Source organism: Rhodanobacter sp. 7MK24 (genome assembly GCF_014842995.1).
Lineage (GTDB): Bacteria > Pseudomonadota > Gammaproteobacteria > Xanthomonadales > Rhodanobacteraceae > Rhodanobacter_A.
The window spans coordinates 377,462-397,455 of sequence record NZ_JACYXL010000002.1; the positions used below are offsets into that span (position 1 = coordinate 377,462).

At 64.6% G+C, this 19,994-nt stretch carries 9 protein-coding genes; 6 read left to right on the forward strand and 3 right to left on the reverse strand.

From position 1 onward, the window contains the following. Positions 1–60: 60 nt before the first annotated feature. Positions 61–1,344 (reverse strand): sugar MFS transporter, encoded by a 1,284-nt coding sequence (locus IHE49_RS06485; protein WP_192156045.1) that lies wholly within the window; start codon positions 1,342–1,344, stop codon positions 61–63. 524 nt (positions 1,345–1,868) lie between these two features. Between IHE49_RS06485 and glk the strand changes: the two genes are divergently transcribed. The 3 genes from glk to IHE49_RS06500 all read left to right on the forward strand — a co-directional run bounded on the left by glk (position 1,869) and on the right by IHE49_RS06500 (position 8,509). Continuing rightward, complete coding sequence (gene glk, locus IHE49_RS06490) at positions 1,869–2,930, forward strand: glucokinase (protein WP_343227549.1); 1,062 nt, start codon at positions 1,869–1,871, stop codon at positions 2,928–2,930. 80 nt (positions 2,931–3,010) lie between these two features. Continuing rightward, entirely contained in the window at positions 3,011–5,974 is a 2,964-nt protein-coding gene (locus IHE49_RS06495) for a TonB-dependent receptor (RefSeq protein ID WP_192156048.1), read from the forward strand. Positions 5,975–6,187: 213 nt separating this feature from the next. Continuing rightward, positions 6,188–8,509 (forward strand): family 20 glycosylhydrolase, encoded by a 2,322-nt coding sequence (locus IHE49_RS06500; RefSeq protein ID WP_192156049.1) that lies wholly within the window; start codon positions 6,188–6,190, stop codon positions 8,507–8,509. A gap of 93 nt (positions 8,510–8,602) precedes the next feature. On the opposite strand, the gene IHE49_RS06505 is transcribed toward IHE49_RS06500, so the two are convergent. Then, complete coding sequence (locus IHE49_RS06505) at positions 8,603–13,099, reverse strand: DEAD/DEAH box helicase (RefSeq protein WP_192156050.1); 4,497 nt, start codon at positions 13,097–13,099, stop codon at positions 8,603–8,605. A 164-nt stretch (positions 13,100–13,263) separates the two neighbouring features. Between IHE49_RS06505 and IHE49_RS06510 the strand changes: the two genes are divergently transcribed. The 3 genes from IHE49_RS06510 to IHE49_RS06520 all read left to right on the forward strand — a co-directional run bounded on the left by IHE49_RS06510 (position 13,264) and on the right by IHE49_RS06520 (position 18,293). After that, the gene (locus tag IHE49_RS06510) at positions 13,264–15,273 is read left to right on the forward strand and encodes a serine protease (RefSeq protein ID WP_192156052.1); all 2,010 of its coding nucleotides are present in this window, start codon (positions 13,264–13,266) and stop codon (positions 15,271–15,273) included. Positions 15,274–15,278: 5 nt separating this feature from the next. Further along, on the forward strand, positions 15,279–16,127 hold the full coding sequence (locus IHE49_RS06515) for an alpha/beta hydrolase (protein WP_192156053.1): 849 nt from the start codon (positions 15,279–15,281) through the stop codon (positions 16,125–16,127). 183 nt (positions 16,128–16,310) lie between these two features. Beyond that, positions 16,311–18,293, forward strand: coding sequence for a hypothetical protein (locus tag IHE49_RS06520; protein WP_192156055.1), 1,983 nt, complete (start codon positions 16,311–16,313; stop codon positions 18,291–18,293). A 36-nt stretch (positions 18,294–18,329) separates the two neighbouring features. Here IHE49_RS06520 and rtcR read toward each other — a convergent pair whose 3' ends face one another. Further along, the gene (gene rtcR / locus IHE49_RS06525; RefSeq protein ID WP_192156057.1) at positions 18,330–19,925 is read right to left on the reverse strand and encodes an RNA repair transcriptional activator RtcR; all 1,596 of its coding nucleotides are present in this window, start codon (positions 19,923–19,925) and stop codon (positions 18,330–18,332) included. Positions 19,926–19,994: the final 69 nt, after the last annotated feature.

Consider the following 19,994-nt stretch of genomic DNA (forward strand, 5'->3'; position numbering starts at 1 on the left):
CATGAAGCCGTGCCGACGTGCGGCAAAGTCTAGCTGACGGTGACGCAACCGCATGCGTCCTCAGCCTGCCTGCTGGCCTACGTGGTGGCCGCGCAAGCCGTAGTACAGGATGTACAGGTAGCACGGCACGATCACGATCACGAAGGCCAGCTGGAAGTCGATGACCTGCTTCAGGTGCACGAAGGCCTGCGGCAACAGCGCGCCACCCACGATGCCCATGATGAGCAGCGCCGAGCCGAGCTCCGTGTGGCTGCCCAGTCCCTTGATCGCCAGCGGGAAGATCGCCGGCCACATCATTGCGTTGGCAAAACCCAGTGCGGCGACGAAGGCCACCGACGCATAGCCATGCGTGACGTACGCGCCCAGCGCAAACAGCACGCCAAGCACCGCCGACACCGCGAGGTAGCGTTGCTGCGAAACCACGCGCGGGATCAGCGCCGAACCCACCAGGTAACCCACCAGCATCGCCACCATCGTGTAGGTGGTGAAGTGCGAAGTTACCTGCAGCGGCAGGCCGAACCCCTGGCCATAGGTGTTGATGGCATCGCCCGCCATCACTTCCACCCCCACGTACAGGAACAGGCACAGCACACCGAGCCACAGGTGCGGGAAGCTGAAGATGCCGCCCTTGGCGTGGCCCACCGAGCTTTCGCTGTTGGCGCCAGCCGGCTTGATCTCCGGCAAGGTGGAAAAAATGATCACCACCGCGATCACCACCAGCAGACCAGCCACGGCCATGTAGGGCCAGAACACGCGCGCCGCGAAATCGTTGAGCAGGGCTTCACGTTCCGGCCCGGTGGGCATCGCGGTGACCTTTTCGAGGAAGGCGTCGATGCCTTTCATCACCAGCACGCCGAACGCCAGCGGTGCTATCGCGCCGGCGATCTTGTTGCAGATACCCATGATGCCTATGCGCTGCGCCGCGCTTTCGATCGGTCCGAGGATGCTGATGTAGGGGTTCGACGCAGTCTGCAGCAGCGACAGGCCCGCACCGATCACGAACAGGCCGGCCAGCGCACCCGGATATACGCGGATGCGCACGAATGCGCCGAACAGCGCTGCGCCGATGGCCATCACGAACAGGCCAAGCACCATGCCGCGCTTCATGCCGGTGCGCTTGAGCACCGCGCCCGCGGGCAACGCGAGCACGAAGTAGGAAAGATAGAACGCGAACGGCACCAGGAAGGCGTTGATGTCGTCGAGGGTGAAAGCCACCTTCACGAAGGAGATCAGCGGCCCGTTGAGCCAGGTGAAGAAGCCCATGATGAAGAACAGCACGCCGATGATGATCATCGGCCCGATGTAGGAATGTCCGGACGGCGCGGCCGCCTGCGTGCTTGCCATGAAATCTCTCCCCGAAGAATGGCGTAGACGCCCGTGAGCATAACGGTACGTGCGGCGCCAGAACGCTCTTTATTGGCCGCAAAGTACAACGTTGTCAACCGGCAGACACCTCAACCTCGCCCGGATCAGGCGGCGAACCTATCGCGAGAGGGTGCTCGCAGCGAAGAGCTCTTCGCTTCGTCCAGGACACAGAGCGTTCGAGCACAGGAAGCGCAGCTGCTCCGTGCTTTTCGTTTCCCCGGCTGCAGGACAACAAGGGTCGAAACGTCAAAATCCGGCACTCCGGAAAATTTAAATCGATCCAATGTCTTAGACCCTGCCAACGGTCATGTTGCATGGCCATGCACCCCGTGATGAAAATTTCAGGACATCCACTTGACAACGTTGTCATGACGATTCCAGACTCCGCCGCACTTGCCTTCCGACGGCCTCGCGCTCAGCGCGTGCCGCGCCGGTTGGCCGCAGCGGACAAGGGGGGAATCCACGTGGGAGAGTTCGCCAGCCAGCGCCATGTCGCCCAGCCGGTGCCGCGATCGTCGGCGCCGGATGGCGTGCATGACCGCAGCGAGCCGTTCCTCGCCGCGGATGTCGGCGGCACCCACGCGCGCATCGGCCTGATGGTAGGCACGCCCGCCGAGCGGCATCCGGTTAGCGTGCTGCATTACCACCGCTACCACTGTGCCGACTGGGCCGACCTCGGCAGCGTGCTGCGCGATTTCATGGCGCAATTGCCGGCTGCCGGTTATGCCGAACTGGCAGCGCGCGTGCGCCGCTGCGTGGTGGCCAGCGCCGGCGTAGTGCTGGACGACAGCATCGTCAACGAGAACTTGCCCTGGCCGGTGTCCATCGGTGCGCTGCGCGAGCTGCTCAAGCTGGCACAGCTGGAAGTCATCAACGATTTCGAGGCCGTCGCCTGGGCCACGCAATTCCTGGGCATGGACGAAACGCTGCCGGTGATCGACACCGCCACGTCTGCGCCGCACGGCCCGGTGCTGGTGATGGGGCCGGGCACGGGGCTGGGTTCGGCCGTGCTGCTGCCGCGCGCTGCCGGCCATGCGCAGGTGCTGCCCACCGAAGCGGGCCAGATTGCGCTGGCGCCCGGCAACGAGCGCGAAGTCGAGATCCTGCGCGTGCTGGCACGTGGCCGCGCCTACGTCTCCTGCGAGGACGTGCTCTCCGGCCCTGGCCTGCTCAACCTCTACCACGCGCTGTGCGAGCTGCGCGGCTGTCCGGTGTCGCTGATGACGCCGGCCGAAATCACCGGCGCGGCGCTGGCCGGCCACGATGCCGCCGCGCTGGAAACGCTGCAGGTGTTCTGCGGCCTGCTCGGCAGCTTCACCGGCGACCTTGCGATGCTGTACGGCGCCAGCGGCGGCGTGTTCCTCGCCGGCGGCATCCTGCCGCAGATCCATGGCTTCCTGCGCGCCAGCAGTTTCGCCGAGCGCTATTTCAACAAGGGCGTGATGCGCGCCTGGCTGCAGAAAGTTCCTGTTCGACTGATTGAGCACGGCCAGCTTGGTGTCATCGGCGCCGCCGGCTGGTTTCTGGAGGAACGGCAGGGAGAACGAACCATGCCGCCGCTCTAGCGAGACGGCGCCGAATACCGCACCACGCAAGCCAACAACCACGGTTACATCAACCGATCCAACCTCTGAGGGGAGGCCCCATGAACCATCGCAAGACACTGCTCGCCGCGAGCATCGTCGCCGGCCTGTGCCTGTCCGTCGGCGCGTATGCGCAGGACAGCACCCAAAACACGAACACCGGCTCAACCGGCTCCACCGCGAATGCCGGCAAGCCGGACAAGGTGAAGCAGCTCTCCACCGTCACCGTCACCGGCATCCGCAACAGCGAGGCCCTGTCGCTCGACACCAAGCAGGCCGCCGACTCGCACGTCGAGGTGGTTTCCGCCACCGACATCGGCAAGCTGCCGGCCAAGAACGTGGCCGACACCATCGCCCAGTTGCCCGGCGTGAACATCTCCGACGCAGCGGGTGCCGAAGGCGGCTTCGACGAAGCCGACCGCGCCAGTCTGCGCGGCAGTGCGCCTTCGCTCACCCTCACCACGGTGGACGGCCACAACATCGGCTCGGGCGACTGGTTCATCACCGGCGGTGGCGGTACACGCAGCGTCAGCTACGCCATGCTGCCGTCGGAAATCGTTAGCCAGGTGGTGGTGCACAAGACCTCCGAGGCCAGCCTGCTCGAAGGCGGCGCCGCCGGCACCATCGACATCATCACGCGCAAGCCGCTGGAGTTCTCCAAGCAGTTCTCCGCAGAAGCCAGCGTGGGCGGCGTGTATTCCAGCCTGCCCAGCAGCACCAAGCCGCAGTTCAACGGCCTGGTCAACTGGAAGAACGATGACAGCAGCTTCGGCGTGCTGGCCCAGGTCTTCTACGAGGATCGCGAGCTGCAGCGCGACGGCCAGGAAATGCTGGGCTACTCGTACATCCCCACCGGTTCGGCGGCTGCCAAGCAGCTGGGTCTCGGTGCTGCCACACCCGGTAGCGCCAGCACCGGGGTGTTCTACCCCAACTTGCCGGGTTCCGCGTTGTTCACCCAGGAACGCAAGCGTAAGGGTGCCTCGATCGACCTCGAGTGGAAACCGCTGAACAGCCTGACCGTCAACCTCGATGCGTTCTATTCGCACATGGACGCGACCGACTACAACCGCAACTACATGCTGCGCCTGCGTGACCGCGTGCCGACCAGCACGCTGTCCAACTACACCCTCGACGGCAATGTCCTCAGCAGCGCCACGCTGGCGGGTGCGTCCGGCGTGTCGCAGGGCATCTACGACATGATCTCGCGTCCGGGCGAGAGCGAGTCCAGCCAGTACATCACGCTGGATGCCAACTGGCAGGCCACGCAGAACCTGAACTTCAAGTTCCAGCTCGGCACCACCAAGGGCACGGGCAACACCCCGGTGCAGGACATCATGGAGATGGATACCGGCTACGGCGCGTCCTCCAGCTACTCGATGAATGGCCTGAGCTCGCCGATGGGCGTGTCGCTGGGCGGCAACAACGGCACCTACAACCCGGCCACCGTGGGTCTGGACTGGATCTTCGGCGACCAGGGCATCCACGTGGTGGACAAGGAAAACTGGTTCACGGCCGATGGCGAATACGATTTCGACGATGCCGGTGCGCTGTCCTCCTTGCAGTTTGGCATCCGCGATTCGCGCCACACGCACGACAGCCTGTTCGCGATCAGCCAGGGACCCAACTGGGCTTCGGCGATCAACTTCAGCCCGAACTCCACCCTGTGGCCGGCCAGCACCCAGAGCTACAGCAACCCCTTGTCCAGCGGACTCGGCAGCGTGTGGTACTGGACGCCTTCGCAGTTGGCCCAGTTGGATGCCACCTACGCCGACCGTGCTAGCTACGGCCCGGCCTCGCGGTTCTATCCGCAAGACATCTACCAGATGACTGAGACGAACAAGGCGGCGTACCTGCAGGTCAACTTCGCCGGCAGCAATTGGAGCGGCAATGCAGGCGTCCGCCTGGTGGGTACGGACGAGAACATTGGCTTCACCTCCGGTGTGATCCAGGAAACTGACTACACCGGTCCGTACTGCAATTCGCCTTGGTATCCGTGCGGCGCCTCGACTTCGAACGGCTGGTACTGGAATTTCTACAAGGCCCACTACACCAAGGCGTTACCGAGCTTCAACCTGAAGTACAACCTCAACAGTGATGGCAGCCTGCTGGCACGCTTCGCCGCTTCACAGACGCTGACTCGCCAGGATTATGGCCAGTTGGCCGGCTTCCTGACGCTGAACGATCCAGAAGCAGTGGGCGCCGTAGGCTCTGGCCTGAGTCCGAACCCGGAGCTGAAGCCGCTGGTGTCCACTAACTTCGATGCGTCACTGGAGTGGTACTTCGCGCCGCGTGGCCTGTTGTCGGCCAGTGTGTACGAAATGGATCTCAACAATTACTACGACTACGGCACGACCACCGGCACTTACCTCAACAGCTACCTGACCTTCAATAAGACGACCAACCCCAGCGGCGCACCGATCATGAGTCAGTACCTGATCAGCCGACCGGTGAATGTCAACGGCACCCTGAAGGGTGTAGAGCTGAACTGGGTGCAGCCGATCGGCGACCATTTTGGTACGCAGGCAAGCTGGACCTACGCGAACGGCCATTCGTCTGGCGGCACTTATCTGTACAACGCCGACGGCACCCCCGGAAGCGGTGTAGCTGCCGGCAACCGTCCGCTGTATGGCACCTCGAAGAACACGGTCAACCTGTCCGCGTTCTACGAAGACAAGCAGTGGAACGCGCGCATCAACTACACGTACCGCTCCTCGTTCTACGACGGCATGATGCCGGTGACGGCGGGCAGCACGTATGTCAATCCGGCTAATCCTGGAGCGGGGGCGGTGTCGAACACCATGCCGCTGCTGCCGTACTACCAGGCCGGCACGGGTTACCTGTCGTTCTCGCTGGGCTACACGCTCAACGACAACGTGAGCTTCTCGTTCGACGCGATGAACCTCAACAACCCGAAGCTGCGCTACTACGACTACGGCTACCAGGCTGGCCTGGGCTTCGGCAAGGTGCCCGAGGCGTTCTACCAGAACGGTCGCCAGTACTACCTGACGGCGAACTTCAAGTTCTGATCCACCGCTTTACCGCGACATTCGGCGGGCCACGGACGGCCCGCACTCTCCCCGAACGGGCCCGGCTTCATTTTGCGGGCCCGTCTTTTTGCCACCACATATCCATGCCGTCGCCCTTCGGGCCATCGCCGGCGCAATGCCATGTCGCTCCCGGAACACTTTGTCCGGTCCGATCCCGCGATGGCATGCTGGGCCACCCCACAGGAGATGCCGATGAATCGTCGAACCTTGCTGCAACGCGCATGCCTGCTGTCCGCGCTGGCTGTGTTGCCCTTGCATGCGACGCTTGCTGACGATGCGGCAACGCCCTCCCTGATTCCGCTGCCGGCGCAACTCTCCTTGCAGCGCGGCAGCTTTGCCGTGGATGCCGGCACGCCTGTCGTGCTCGCCAGCCATGACGCCGCAACCAGACAGACCGCGGGCTACCTGATCGACCTCGTGGCGCGCACGCGCGGCCTGCAGCTGCGCATCGCCGGCGACGACAAGGCTGCGCACGCCATCGTGCTGCTGCGCGATCCGCAGGCGCCGGTGGTGCAGGCGGAAGGTTATGCGCTCGACGTCACGGCACAAGGCATCCGCCTCACGGCGCGCGACGATGCCGGCCTGTTCCATGGTGCGATCACACTCGCCCAGTTGCTGGCACCCGACGCGAAGCAAGGCACGGTGGACGTACCCACACTTTCCATCCGCGATTGGCCACGCTTCGCCTGGCGCGGCCTGATGCTGGACTCCGGCCGCCACTTCCAGAGCGTGGCCGAGGTCGAGAAGCTGATCGACCAGATGGCCCAGCTCAAGCTCGACGTACTGCACTGGCACCTCACCGACGATCAGGGCTGGCGCATCGAGATCAAGCGCTATCCCGAACTCACCCGTATCGGCGCATGGCGCACGCCGCCCGACGCCGGCAAGGACGGCGAGCCGCAACGCTACGGCGGCTTCTATACGCAAGACCAGATCCGCGCCGTGGTGGCCTATGCCGCCGCGCGCCACGTCACCATCGTCCCCGAGATCGACATGCCCGGCCATGCGCAGGCGGCGGTGGCGTCGTATCCGAAAATCGGCGTGACCGGCCAGCGCCCGCAGGTGTCCGTCGACTGGGGCGTGAACCCCTGGCTGTACAACGTCGACGACGACACCTTCACCTTCATCGACAACGTGCTCGACGAGGTGATGGCGTTGTTCCCCTCGCAATACATCCATGTGGGCGGCGACGAGGCGATCAAGAACCAGTGGAAGTCCTCGCCTGCGGTGCAGGCGAAAATGCGCCAGCTCGGCATCACCGATGAGGACGCCTTGCAGGGTTGGTTCATCGGGCGCATCGGCCAGTACCTCGAAAAGCACCACCGCAAGCTGATCGGCTGGGACGAGATCCTCGAAGGCGACAACGTGCCCACCGACGCCGCGGTGATGTCGTGGCGCGGCATCGATGGGGCGATCAAGGCCTCGTTGCTCGGCCACGACGTGGTGATGTCGCCGTCGCCCGACCTGTACTTCGACCATGTGCAGGGCGACCTGCCGGACGAATACGCCGGCCGCCTCGGCGTGGAATCGCTGAAGGACGTCTACGCCTTCCAGGCCGTACCCGATGTGCTGGGGCCGGCCCAGGCAAAGCATGTGCTGGGCGTGCAGGCCAACGTCTGGACCGAGCACCTGCCGACCATGGAGCTGGTGGAACACACCACTTTCCCGCGGCTGGATGCGCTGGCCGAAGTGGCATGGTCACCGGTCGCCACGAACGACTGGCATCGTTTCCTTGAGCGCCTCCCGGCAGAGCTCGGGCGCCAGCGCGAGCAGCACGTCGCCGTCGCCGACAGCGCCTTCGCCGTGGACATCGCCACCGACCGCAACGTGGCGCTGGCTACCGGCAAGGCCACGGTGACGCTGTCGGACCAGGCCGGCTTCGGTGCGATCCATTACACGCTGGACAGCAGCGAGCCCACGCCAGCTTCGCCGCTCTACCGCACGCCGTTCAACGTGACGCTGCCGGCTATCGTCCGCGCCAGCAGCTTCGCCACCGATGGCAGCGCACTCGCCATGGCACGCACGCGCACGCTGGACCGTGCCGCCCTGCTCAGCCTGTCCGGCACCGAGCTGGCCAACTGCGCCGGCAGCGACTTCCGTCTGCGCCTGCAGCCCACGCCGGACGCCACCAGCACGCAGCCGGTGTACGCGGTGAACATCTTCGACAATTGCCAGATGTTCCCCGCCACGCTGATGGACGGTGTCACCGCCATCCACGTGGATGCAGTGCGCCTGGTGCGCAACTACGCCCTGGCCGGCGATGCGAAGCTGGTGGTGGAGCGTCCGCACGACACGCTTTTCGGCGAACTGGTGGTGCATGCCGACAGCTGCGACGGCGCAGTGCTCGCCCGCATGCCGCTGCCCGACCCCGCGCACGGCCCCAGCAAGTTCAAGCTGGATGCGAAACTGGCTGCCCCAAGCGGTGTGCACAGCCTGTGCATGGCGTATGCCACGCCGGTCAACGGGCCGCTGTATGGCGTGGGACATGTGTCGCTGGAAACCGGCACGCCTTGATACCTTCCGCCTCCCAGGCACATGGGGAGGCCCGATAGCAGACAACAAAATGCTTCGCGTACGAACCGCCTCCTGCCAGCAACAGGAGGCGTTCTATTTTCTGCGCAATTGCAATGCCTGCCGCGCCGTTTGCGTTTCGGCAGCGGAGAGTTCGACGAGCGGCACGAACTTGCCCGAGATGTGTGCGGCGAGCGGCACGCCATCGCGATAAAGCACGCGCGAGCCAGGCACGGCAGGCACCTTGTCGCCGGCCAGCACGCTGCCGACCAGATTCAACGGGTCGCAACCGCCCACCACGGCCAGCTCACCATCTTCCGCGCGTTGGCGAATGGCCCGCAGCGGCGCGATCGCTTCGGGCAGCGCGAACTGTTCGCCCACCAGACCTTCCACGAAACGGCCGCCGCGAATCTCGCCGCGCGCTTCCAGCCGCCGGTACACGCGCAACAGCTCGCGCCACGAAGGCAGCCATGGCGCCTCGCGCTCAAGAAGTTGCCAGAACACCACGCCGTAGCGGCTGAGCAGAGTCCGGGCCACATGCTCGACGGTCTCGTCGGCAAGGATGTCGGTGACCCCGGATCTCTCGTCGCCAGGGGCCGCAGCGTCGATGCTCCCGTCCTTGCCTGCAGCGGAAGAACGGGGCGGCATGCTGCGCAGCAGCGACCAGCGCCCGGCATCCTCGATGCCGCCAAACACGTGCCGCCGCATGCGCCGATGCCGCGGCGCCTCGCGCTTGGCCGCGGGCAGCAGCAGGGCGCGCAGGCCCGCGAAGCTGTCCGCACTGATGCGGCCGGCGGCGACCAGTTCGCCCAGCGCATCCTCCAGCTCGGTGCGCAGCAGATGAGCGATGGATTGCAGCTCATCGAAGAACAGCGCGCCGTGCTGTTGCAGCGCGTCGGCCACCGCCTGGGCGCGCGAGGACAGCAGGCTTTGCTGTGGCGAGGCTTCCCGCGCGACGGACGTCCAGACGGCCATTTGCCTGCGCGGCAACAACACGATGGGTGTGGCGCGTACCGGGCCGCTGCCGCCGCCCGAGCGCAGGCGGCTCCACCCGGTGCGGCCGGAACGGCACAGCTCGTCCAGCCAGGCGGCCGAGTAATCGCCGATGCGCGCGGGCAGGATCTCCGTCTCCCACGCGCCGGCCGCCGCCTCGTAGCCTTCGAGTTGCGCCAGCACAGCCGGCAGCGCATCCGGGCCGCGCAGTTGCGTGGCTGGACTGGCGTGCTGCCAGTCCAGCAGGAAGCGCAGCAGCTGGCGGCGGCTCACCGGCTCGATCTCGCGCCGCAGCCGGCCCAGCGTGTAGCGGTGGATGCGCGCCAGCAGATGGCGCTCGCACCACTCCGTTGTCCCGACGGCGGAATCGAAACGGCCCTGGATCACGTAACCCTCGCCCTGCAGGCGCAGCAACGCGGCTTCCACGTCGGCAGGCGACACGCCCAATGGCGTGGCCAGGGTTTCGACGGTGACCGGCCCGAGGCCGAGCAGCCGGCCACGAACCAGTTCGCGCAGTGCGTCTTCGCGCGTCCAGCTTTGCGCGGCGTATTCGGTGGGCGCGGCAATGACGGGTTGCAGGGGGACTGCCGGATGCACCGCCTGCCACAGCGGGAGTTTTTCGGCGGTGACCCAGACGCCTTGAGGCGCGATGGCAAGTCGCGTGGCGCGCTGGTTGCGTGCCAGCGCATGCAGCCGGTCGCTCCAACCTTCGTTCGCCGTGGCCTCGTGCACTGTGATGCCACCCAGCGCATCCAATGCCTCGTGCATTTCGTCGGTGCTGCGCACTTCGGGCCACGCCTCGGCGCGCACCGCGGCAATGGCGTCGGGGTCGAGTCGGCCGAGATCCCCGGCGTTCACGGGCTCGCCTTGCCGCACGGCGCGGGTGCGGCGCTCTTCCAGCGGCGCATCGTCGAGGAAGGCGTAAGGTGCGGCGTTGAGCACCGCTCCAGCGAGCGGGCTGGGCGCTGCCAGGTCGCGCGCCACGAGGCGGATGTCGCCGCTTTCCAGTTGCCGCAGCAAGCGCAGCAGGCCATCCACGTCCATCGCCTCGCGCAGGCAGTCGTGCAGGGTCTGCGCCACCAGCGGGTGATCGGGGATCTGGCGCTCGCCGACGATGTTTTCGAGACAGGCCACCTGATCGGGGAACACCGCGGCGAGCAGGTCCTCGCTGCGCATGCGCTGCAATTGCGGCGGCACTTTCTTGCCGCCGGCGAAGCGCGGCAGCGCCAGCGCGGTCACGGCGTTCCAGCGCCAGCGTGCGGGAAACAGTGGCGCGTCGAGTAAGGCCTGGACCAGCACATGCTCGGCGCTGTTCGAGTGCAGGTAGCGCGCCACCTCTTCCAGCGGAAAGCTGTGACTGGTGGAGAGCGAAAGCACGATGGCGTCTTCGGTCGCCGCAGCCTGCAACTCGAAGTTGAACTGGCGGCAGAAGCGCTTGCGCAGCGCCAGGCCCCATGCGCGGTTGATGCGGCTGCCGAACGGCGCGTGGATCACCAGCTGCGTGCCGCCGGATTCGTCGAAGAAGCGCTCGAACACCAGGGTCGATTGCGTAGGCAGCACACCCAGCGCAGCCCTGGCCGAGGCGAAGTAATCGACCAGCTGCTGCGCGGCGGCTTCGCCCAGGCCCGGTTCGTCGCGCAGCCATGCCAGCGCCTGCTGCTGGCCGCCCTCGTCGAGTTGCGCCTCCAACTCCTCGCGCAGGCGTGATACCGCAAACGAGAGTTCATCCGTGCGCCCCGGCGCTTCGCCCAGCCAGAACGGGATGCTGGGCGGCACGCCGTGCGCGTCTTCCACGCGCAGGCGGTCGCGTTCCACGCGCAGGATGCGGTAGCTGGTGTTGCCGAGCTGGAAGATGTCGCCGGCCAGGCTTTCGACCGCGAAGTCCTCGTGCACCGAGCCGACCACGGCGCCTTGTGGTTCCAGCACCACGAGGTAGTCGGCGGTGTCCGGGATCGCACCGCCGGAGGTGAGCGCGACCAGCCGTGCGCCGCGCCGCGCGCGCACCTGGCGATGCACGGCATCGCGATGCAGGTAGGCGGCCCGTGCGCCGCGGCGGGTGGTGAAGCCTTCCGCCAGCATGCGTATCACCGCATCGAAGTCCGCACGTGCCAGGGCGCGGTAGGGATAGGCGCCACGCACCAGCGCGTACAACGCATCTTCATCCCATTCGCGGCAGGCCACTTCGGCCACGAGTTGCTGCGCCAGCACGTCCAGCGGTTGCGGTGGCTGCACCAGGGCGTCGAGCTCGCCCCGGCGTACGGCGTCGAGTAGGGCGGTGCATTCCACCAGGTCATCGCGCGTGGTGGGGAACAGGCGTGCCTTCGGCGTACCGCCGACATGATGGCCGGAACGGCCCGCGCGCTGCAGGAAGGCGGCGATGGATCGCGGCGAACCAAGCTGGCAGACCAGGTCCACGTCGCCGATGTCGATGCCCAGCTCCAGCGAGGCCGTCGCGACCAGCACCGACAACTCGCCGCGCTTCAGCCGCTGCTCTGCATCGAGGCGCTGTTCCTTGGCGAGGCTGCCGTGATGCGCGGCGACCGCCTCCTTGCCCAACCGTTCGGAGAGATGCCGCGCCGCGCGCTCGGCCAGCCGCCGCGTATTGACGAACACCAAGGTGGTGCGATGCGCCTGCACCAATTGGGCGAGGCGGTTGTAGACCAGCTCCCACGCATCGTTGGACATCACCGCTTCCAGCGGCAGAGGCGGGAGTTCCAGGGCCAGGTCGCGCTTCCGCACGTGGCCCGTGTCGATGATGGTACAGCGCGGCTTTTCCTTCTCCCCGACGGGGAGAAGGTGGCCCGAAGGGCTGGATGAGGGGTGGGCGCTTGCGGCAGCCTTCCCAAGAGCCGGCCCTGATAAAGGTCGAGGCGAGAGTGCTCCCTCACCCCAACCCTCTCCCCAAAGGGGAGAGGGAGCGATTGCAGCGCCGACCAGGAACCGCGCCACTTCCTCGATCGGCTTCTGCGTCGCCGACAGGCCGATGCGCTGCAGGCGCCGCTGGCACAGCGACTCCAGCCGTTCCAGCGTGAGTGCCAGGTGCGCGCCGCGCTTGCTGCCGGCGACGGCATGGATCTCGTCCACAATCACGCTGCGCGTGCTTTTCAGCATTTCGCGGCCGGAAGCCGAGCCAAGCAGGATGTACAGCGATTCCGGCGTGGTGACGAGGATGTGCGGGGGGATCTTGCGCATCCAGGCGCGCTCGGCCTGCGGCGTGTCGCCGGTGCGTACGGCCGTGCGGATGGCCACTTCGGGCAGGGCCTGCTTTTCCAACTCGGCACGGATGCCTTCCAGCGGCTCTTCCAGGTTGACGTGGATATCGTTGGACAGCGCCTTCAGCGGAGACACATAGACCACCCGCGTCTCGTCCGGCAACGCGCCCCCGTTCGCCACTCCCTCGCGCACCAGTGCGTCGAGTGCAGCAAGGAAGGCGGTGAGCGTCTTGCCCGAGCCGGTGGGCGCGGCTACCAGCACGTGGCCGCCGTCGCGGATCCTCGGCCACGCCTGCGCCTGTGCCGAAGTGGGCGCGTCGAAGCGGCCTTCGAACCAAGCGGCGACGGCAGGGTGGAATCCATTCAACGGCGAAGCATCCGCATGCATGCAAGCTGGGCGTGAAGCGGTGGGAACGCCCGATTCTACGCCCACCGCGCTGCCCGCAAATCGCCATGCACGACGGTGCGCCGGCATGCCAAGATGCGCATCGCTGCCGCCCGCGAGGATGCCGAGGGGAGTCCGCAGGCCGCGCGATCATGCGAAGGAAACGTATGCGTACCTGGTGCGAATGGACGATCCGCCTTCTCGGCCGGATCGGCATGCTGATGCTGGTCTCGGGGATCGGCGCAACGACGGTGCAGGCAGCGAGCCTCGATGCCGCGTTGCTGCCGAAGATCCAGGCCGCCACCTTCGAGGTGGTGCAGGCCAAGCCGGTCAATGATCCGCTGACCTACGAAAAACCGCTGCCGCTGGATCTGCTGCCCTACCAGGAGCGCACCGACAAGTACTACTCCATCGGCACCGCCTTCGCGATCGGCCATGGCCGCTACGTCACGGCGGGCCACGTGCTGATGGTCGGCATGAACAGCCTGTGGGGACCACCCGAGCTGCGCGACGGTGCCGGCCATGTCTACCCGATCGCCAAGATCGAGAAGTTTTCGCTGCGCCAGGATTTCGTGGTGTTCACGCTGGCGCAGCAACCGGCGGGCGACGCGGCGCTGGAGATCGACCGCACGCCTGCACTCAATCAGGTCGTCTACGCGGTAGGCAACGCGCTGGGCACCGGCGTGGTGATACGCGACGGCCTGTACACCTCCGACACTCCGGAAGAACAGGACGGAGCGTGGAAGTGGATGCGTTTCTCCGCCGCCGCGTCGCCCGGCAACAGCGGCGGTCCGCTGCTGGACCAGGACGGCAAGGTCATCGGCGTGGTGCTGATGAAGTCGGCCAACGAGAACCTCAACTACGCGCTGCCGATCCGCGACGTGCAGGACGCGCCGGATGGCAAGGCTGTGATCGACACGCGCACCGGCTACCAGATCGACCTGTTCGACACGGTACAGAACGACGAGTTCAAGACGCAGTTTGCGTTGCCCGAAAGCCTTGGCGATTTCTACCGCGACTACCAGACGCGCTTCGATGCGAACGAGGACAAACAGCAGAAGGCACTGCTGGATCGCGAATCCGCCAATCTGTTCCCGAACGGTGCCGGCTCGGCGCGCCTGCTGCACGAGCAGACGACATTCAGCGGGTTCCCCTCGTTGATCGTGCGTGGCAGTGACGGCCAGTGGGGCCGCACGGACACCCAGTCGCGCTACTTCGAGTTGGACAGCAAAGGCTATGTACGCGTCGGTGGAGCCGGGCACAACGGCCTGGTCCACATACGCCGTCCCGACGGACTCGACGCGGCAAAGTTCTACGGCGATGCGAAGACGCGCATGGATCTGCTGGCGCGTGCCGGCTTGTTCCAGCGCTCGGTGGGTAGCGAGAAGATCAAGATCACCTCGCTGGGCAAGCCGACACTCGAAGCAACTCATGTCGACCGCTGGCAGCGCCCGTGGCGCATCGCTGTCTGGCCGCTGCCCTACGCCAACACTCTCGTGGCGACCTATACGCTGCCGACGCCGAACGGTTGCGTGATGCTGGTGCGCTTCGTGCCGCCCGCGGGCTTGCACGACACGCGTCTGGACTTCGACGAACTCAGCAGTTTCGTATACCTCACCTACGAGGGCACGCTGGCGCAGTGGAAGGATTTCCTCGGCAATCCGGCGCTGCAGCCGGCAGCCTTCCGCAACATCCACATCGACTATGGTTATGGTCAGCGCTTCAGCTATGCCTCGCAACGGGTGGCGTTCTCCTACCCTTCCTCGTTGCAATCGATCGGGCCGGACAACCTGCTGTGGCTGGGCCTCCGCTTCTTCACCGACGGCAAGGCACCGACGTGGGACGTGGGCGACGTGGAGGTTTGGAAGGACACCGCTTCCGATGACCACGACCGCGTCAACGTCCAGCGCTTCATCGCGCCGCCGGACGGGTTGGACGACGACATGACCAGCCGCTGGAAGAAATTGTCGGAACGCCAGTATCCCTACAATGCGGTGGCGAGCTCCCAGGACGACCTGATGAAGATCGTCACCGTGATAACCCCGACGGCTGTCGACAAGCAGCCACCCACGGTGCTGTACAGCGCTCTCTACGGTACGGCGGGCACGCAATCCCAGGACTTCATGAAGGGCAAGCTCGATCTGCTCACGAAGGACCTGCAAGTGACGGAACACTGAGCACGATGGCAGGCGCAACGGCATCGCTGGAGATGCCCGACGGCCAGCCGCTGCGCCTGCACGACTGGCCGCTGCCGCAAGCGCAACGCGGCGGCGTGTTGATCGTGCACGGGCTGGGCGAGCACGCCGGGCGCTACGAGGCGCTTGCGCGCTGGTTCAACACACGCGGCTACACGGTGCGCAGCTACGACCAGCGCGGCCACGGCGAAAGCCCTGGGCCGCGCGGCGTGCTCAGCCATCCCGACGATCTGCTCGCCGATCTCGCCGTGGTGTACGCGGACTATGCACGCACGCTGGGCATCGCACCGCTGTTGCTCGGCCACAGCATGGGCGGCCTGGTGGCCTTGCGCGCCGTGCTCGACGAACGCATCACGCCGAAAGCGCTGGTACTCTCCTCGCCCGCGTTGCGCAGCCATGCCTCGCCGGGCCTGCAACGGCTTGCCGCAACGCTGGCGCACCTGCTACCCGGCCTGCGCCTGCGCAACGGACTCGAGCTGGAGCGCCTGAGTCACGATCCGCAGGTGGTGGCCGCGTACTGCAACGATCCGCTATGCCACGACCGCGTCAGCCCGCGCCTCGCCGACTTCATCTTTCGCGCCGGCGCGTCCTGCATCGCCGACGCCGGTCGCCTGGAAGTGCCCACTCTGCTGTTGGTAGCTGGCGACGACGCACTGGTGGATGCCGCCGGCAGCCGCGACTTTGCTGCCGTCGCGGCGCGCACGAAACAACTCACCACGCGCTACTTCGCAGCGCTCTACCACGAGTTGTTCAACGAAGCCGAACCCGGCCGCACCCAGGTGCTGAGGCAGTTGGTGCGCTTTTTAGCAAAGATTGACCGCAGCCGTCTTGCATAGTTTGACCACACGAAGACAACGCGGCGACGTCCTGAATTCCGCGGCCATCAGCCAGCATATTCGTCGGAGTCGTTCCCGCCAGCATGACAGTCGGACACTGGGGCCTGAGTTGGGGCTCCGTACCACCTGGACCTATACGCGACAGATACGATAGGCCAAGGTCATCCACTTAGGACGGAAGGCATGTTTGGACTTTTCAAGAAGCGAAAAAAGGCACTCACTACATCGCCTGCAAAGCCCGAACTTGTATCGGGGGCGAAGGAGCAGCGACTAATTTCTGTTGTGGACACCTACGGACGGTCGTTCCAGATACCACTTGAGCAGTGGCGACGCGATGTCCTGAAACCCAACCTTGATTCCAAGTGGAATGATCCCGAGGCACTCTATTCCCTGATCATCTCGGCCCTCCGGGATGACTTGGCATCTGATGTCGACCAAGCCAGCGCAAGGCTGATAGACATTGACCCGATGACTGAACGGGCGGCTGTTACCCGCGCCATTGTCCAGTTAAAGCTTGGGCGAACCAAAGACGCTGGGACAACACTTCGCCAAGCCATTGCCAAGGTCGGTGAGACGGGAATTCTCTTGACCAACCAGGCCAAGGTCATCAGTGCAGAGGGGAACCACGCACTCGCCATGACCACCTTAGATCGCGCCCTCGAACTCGATCCCAATCAAGACAACGGACTGGGTTGGCGAGTGGCTGAGCTGACTGAGGCATCAGGGGCAGATGCAGCTCAAGCCTATCTGCAGACCCTGGCGGAACGTCCCAATACATGGCGACCGCAGCTTCTGCTGGGTCAGCGCGCCATCAAGGCGAGCCAACGAGAAGCGGGGCTGGCCTGGTTCGATCAAGCGCTCGCCCAGACACCACACGGCGCAGATGTCATGCTGGCCGTGAGTGGCGAACTCGGGAAACAGGGCTTGCTCAATGATCTGGTCCAGCGTGTGGCTCCGATCTACGACGAACGCCGTGACGACATCCGGGTCGGTTACAACTTGCTGCAAGCCTACGTGGAATTGTCTGATGCCCCGACTGGGCGCACTCTGCTGGAGCGACTGTTTGCCTTAGGGCAGCCCGCCTTCATCCAGCACCTGCAGCACTACGCCAAAACCTTTGACGAGATGACCGTGCAGGCACCGAAAGCTCTGGACAACACGCCAGAAGTCTCCATCATGCAAATGAACCTGCCGCCTTGGTTACTCGGCATGCAGGACATGCAATGGGCCGCGCCGCTCAGGGGCCAAGACCGTCCCCGCATCGTGCTCCTTCCTTTAGCTGCAGTTGATGAGCCATCGGAGAATGTGGCCCGCAGTGGCCGCGAAGACGAGCGAGGTCGCCTGTCGCGAGCATTGCCTCTATTCCTCTTGGAACAGCTGGTCTATTGCAGCAACCTGGACGTTGCCTTGAACCTGCCCGTCGCCGATGGCCATAACCTGGTGTTGTTTGGACGCGCAGTACGGGAAGAGGAACTTGAGTTCCTGGCGCAAGACTTTGACTGGGCCGTCGAAGGCGAAATCACCCACTTCGATGGAGGTTTTAAAGTCGTCTGCCGTCTGAGGCGACTTAGTGACCGTTCAACACTTAAACGCGTGGAGCAAAGCTTCAAGACTCAAGACATCGGTGATGCGCTGATGGTCATGTCTGGGGAGATCCTGACGGCGATAGGTGATGCCACATCGTCGTCTATCGAACCCCGCGTCCCGATGTATGCCCTCCCAACAGCACATGTGAACGAGTATCTCAGTGCTTTGGGACAGTACCTGGCCTTGACCTTGGCCCACTCCGTCAACGCCCGAGATTCCCTCTACGGTGAGCGGAACATCTATGGCTGGTTGCAGACCTTGGCCGTAACTATCCCGGACAACGAGTCGGCGCAGTTCATGTATTTCACAGCGCTCGCCAAGGGGCGTCGCATGAACTCACCCGTGATCGACGAATTTGAGCGGCCCGCTGCACAACGCATGCGAGAGCTAGTTCGTGCCGGACGTTACTCAGCAAGGTTATTGCCACTCATGGCTGCGGTTTACCCCAACAATGCTGAGCTGGGTGACCTGCTCGCTTCGGCAAAATCGATGGGAGATGACACGTATTCAGCGTGGTGCGGCCGACTATCAAGTAGCTTTCCAGTAGTGCCGATGTCGCCTTCCAAGACTGGAACCTAACGATCAAGATAAGCCATAGTTTGTCCAACGTCACGGCTAGACGCGCTCGGCGACTTCCTCCCAGCTCAGATCGAAACGCGCCAAGTACTTACGCAATCGATCGGCATCATTTGTACTCGACCGACGCTTTCGTGAGGCGGCAAAGAGCATTCGCCCAGCCTCAGAGAGGGATTTGGCCCTACGGCAGGTCTTGAGCACCTCGCACAGCTGCGCACGATCAAAGCTATCGATGTCTTGCATACGATCGCCCAGCAGTCGCGAAAGCACGCGATCGTCCTGGCTGCCGGCTGGTCCCCACAGTCTCTTGAGCCTGCCGATCTCCTCGTCGACAGCCTCAATACGTATGCGTCCAGATGCGGCAAGCGTGGCCATGCGCGTCACCGACGCGCCAAGGTCGCGAAAGTTGCCACTCCAGGCAGCATCTGCCGACATCGCAAACGCGAGATAACGGTCGCGCGCCTCACGATTGAACATCACCCGTCGCTGGTTACCTTCTGCGAACCGCTCGAGTTCGAAATCGAGGTTCGGTTCGATGTCCTCCGCGCGATCAGCCAGGCCCGGCAACTGGAATGTCCATAAGTTCAGTCGCGCGTAGAGGTCGTCACGGAAGCTTCCTTCGCTCACGCGCTGCCCGAGGTCGCGATTGGTACCTGCGATGAGCTGAAAGTCGCTCTGGACCTCCTTGTCGCTGCCCACAGGAAGGAAGCGCTTCTCTTCCAGTGCACGCAGCAGCATCGCTTGCTCATCAGCGCCGAGCTCGCCGATTTCGTCGAGAAAAAGCAGCCCTTTGTTGGCCGAGCGCAGCAACCCGGCCCGCTCCTGCACCGCACCGGTATAAGCGCCTTTGATGTGACCGAACAAAGCGCTCATCGCGCCGTCGCCGCGGAGAGTCGCGCAGTTGACCTCGACAAAATTGCCCGGAAGCTGATGCCGCAGCTTCTTCAACTCGAAGATGCGCTTTGCCAGCTGGCTTTTGCCTGCGCCGGTCGGGCCCATCAGCAGGATGGGAGCAGCCGAGCGGATCGCCACGGTTTCGATCTGCTCGATCATGCGGTTGAACGCAGGATTGAGCGTGGCAATACCGCTCTTCAGATAGGCCTGGTCCGTTTGCTGTTCCTTGATAAAGCGTTCGGCGATGCGGTCGTACTTGGATAGATCCAGATCGATCACGCTGTAATCGCCACTCACGCCTTCACGCTGCTTGCGCGGGGGCGATGTCTGCAGCAGACGTGCGGGAAAGTGGCGACTCTCCGTCAGCAGGAACAGGCAGATCTGCGCGACGTGCGTCCCGGTGGTGATGTGGATGTAGTAGTCCTCCTTCTCCACATCGAACGGATAGTCGCGACTGAAGTCGTGCAGCACGGAATAGACCGACTCGAAATCCCACGGATCGGCGATGTACGTGTCTCGCACCCGCACGTCGGTCTCCGGCGAGACTTGGGCCAGATCCGCACGCACCTGATCGGCCACGTCGCCATAGCGCCGCTGGTCGGCCAGCAACTCCAACCGACTCACCACAAAGTCCTCGTGCATGCCGAGCGAAACCGATGGGCGCCATTTCTCCCAGCGACCGGCCCCGCGGCCGGCATCAAGTTGGGTTCCGAGAAATCCGATCACGACTTTAGGCTTCATGACGATACGATAGGATAAATAGCTATCTCTCGCTATCTATATTTATCGAATTCGACAGGGCGCGTGATA

Bases quoted from the DNA above. Each gene is read 5' to 3' on its own strand.
- IHE49_RS06485 (WP_192156045.1), bottom strand. From the start codon at position 1,344: ATGGCAAGCACGCAGGCGGCCGCGCCGTCCGGACATTCCTACATCGGG.
- IHE49_RS06505 (WP_192156050.1), bottom strand. From the start codon at position 13,099: ATGCATGCGGATGCTTCGCCGTTGAATGGATTCCACCCTGCCGTCGCC.
- IHE49_RS06510 (WP_192156052.1), top strand. From the start codon at position 13,264: ATGCGTACCTGGTGCGAATGGACGATCCGCCTTCTCGGCCGGATCGGC.
- IHE49_RS06515 (WP_192156053.1), top strand. From the start codon at position 15,279: ATGGCAGGCGCAACGGCATCGCTGGAGATGCCCGACGGCCAGCCGCTG.
- rtcR (WP_192156057.1), bottom strand. From the start codon at position 19,925: ATGAAGCCTAAAGTCGTGATCGGATTTCTCGGAACCCAACTTGATGCC.
- IHE49_RS06500 (WP_192156049.1), top strand. From the start codon at position 6,188: ATGAATCGTCGAACCTTGCTGCAACGCGCATGCCTGCTGTCCGCGCTG.
- IHE49_RS06495 (WP_192156048.1), top strand. From the start codon at position 3,011: ATGAACCATCGCAAGACACTGCTCGCCGCGAGCATCGTCGCCGGCCTG.
- IHE49_RS06520 (WP_192156055.1), top strand. From the start codon at position 16,311: ATGTTTGGACTTTTCAAGAAGCGAAAAAAGGCACTCACTACATCGCCT.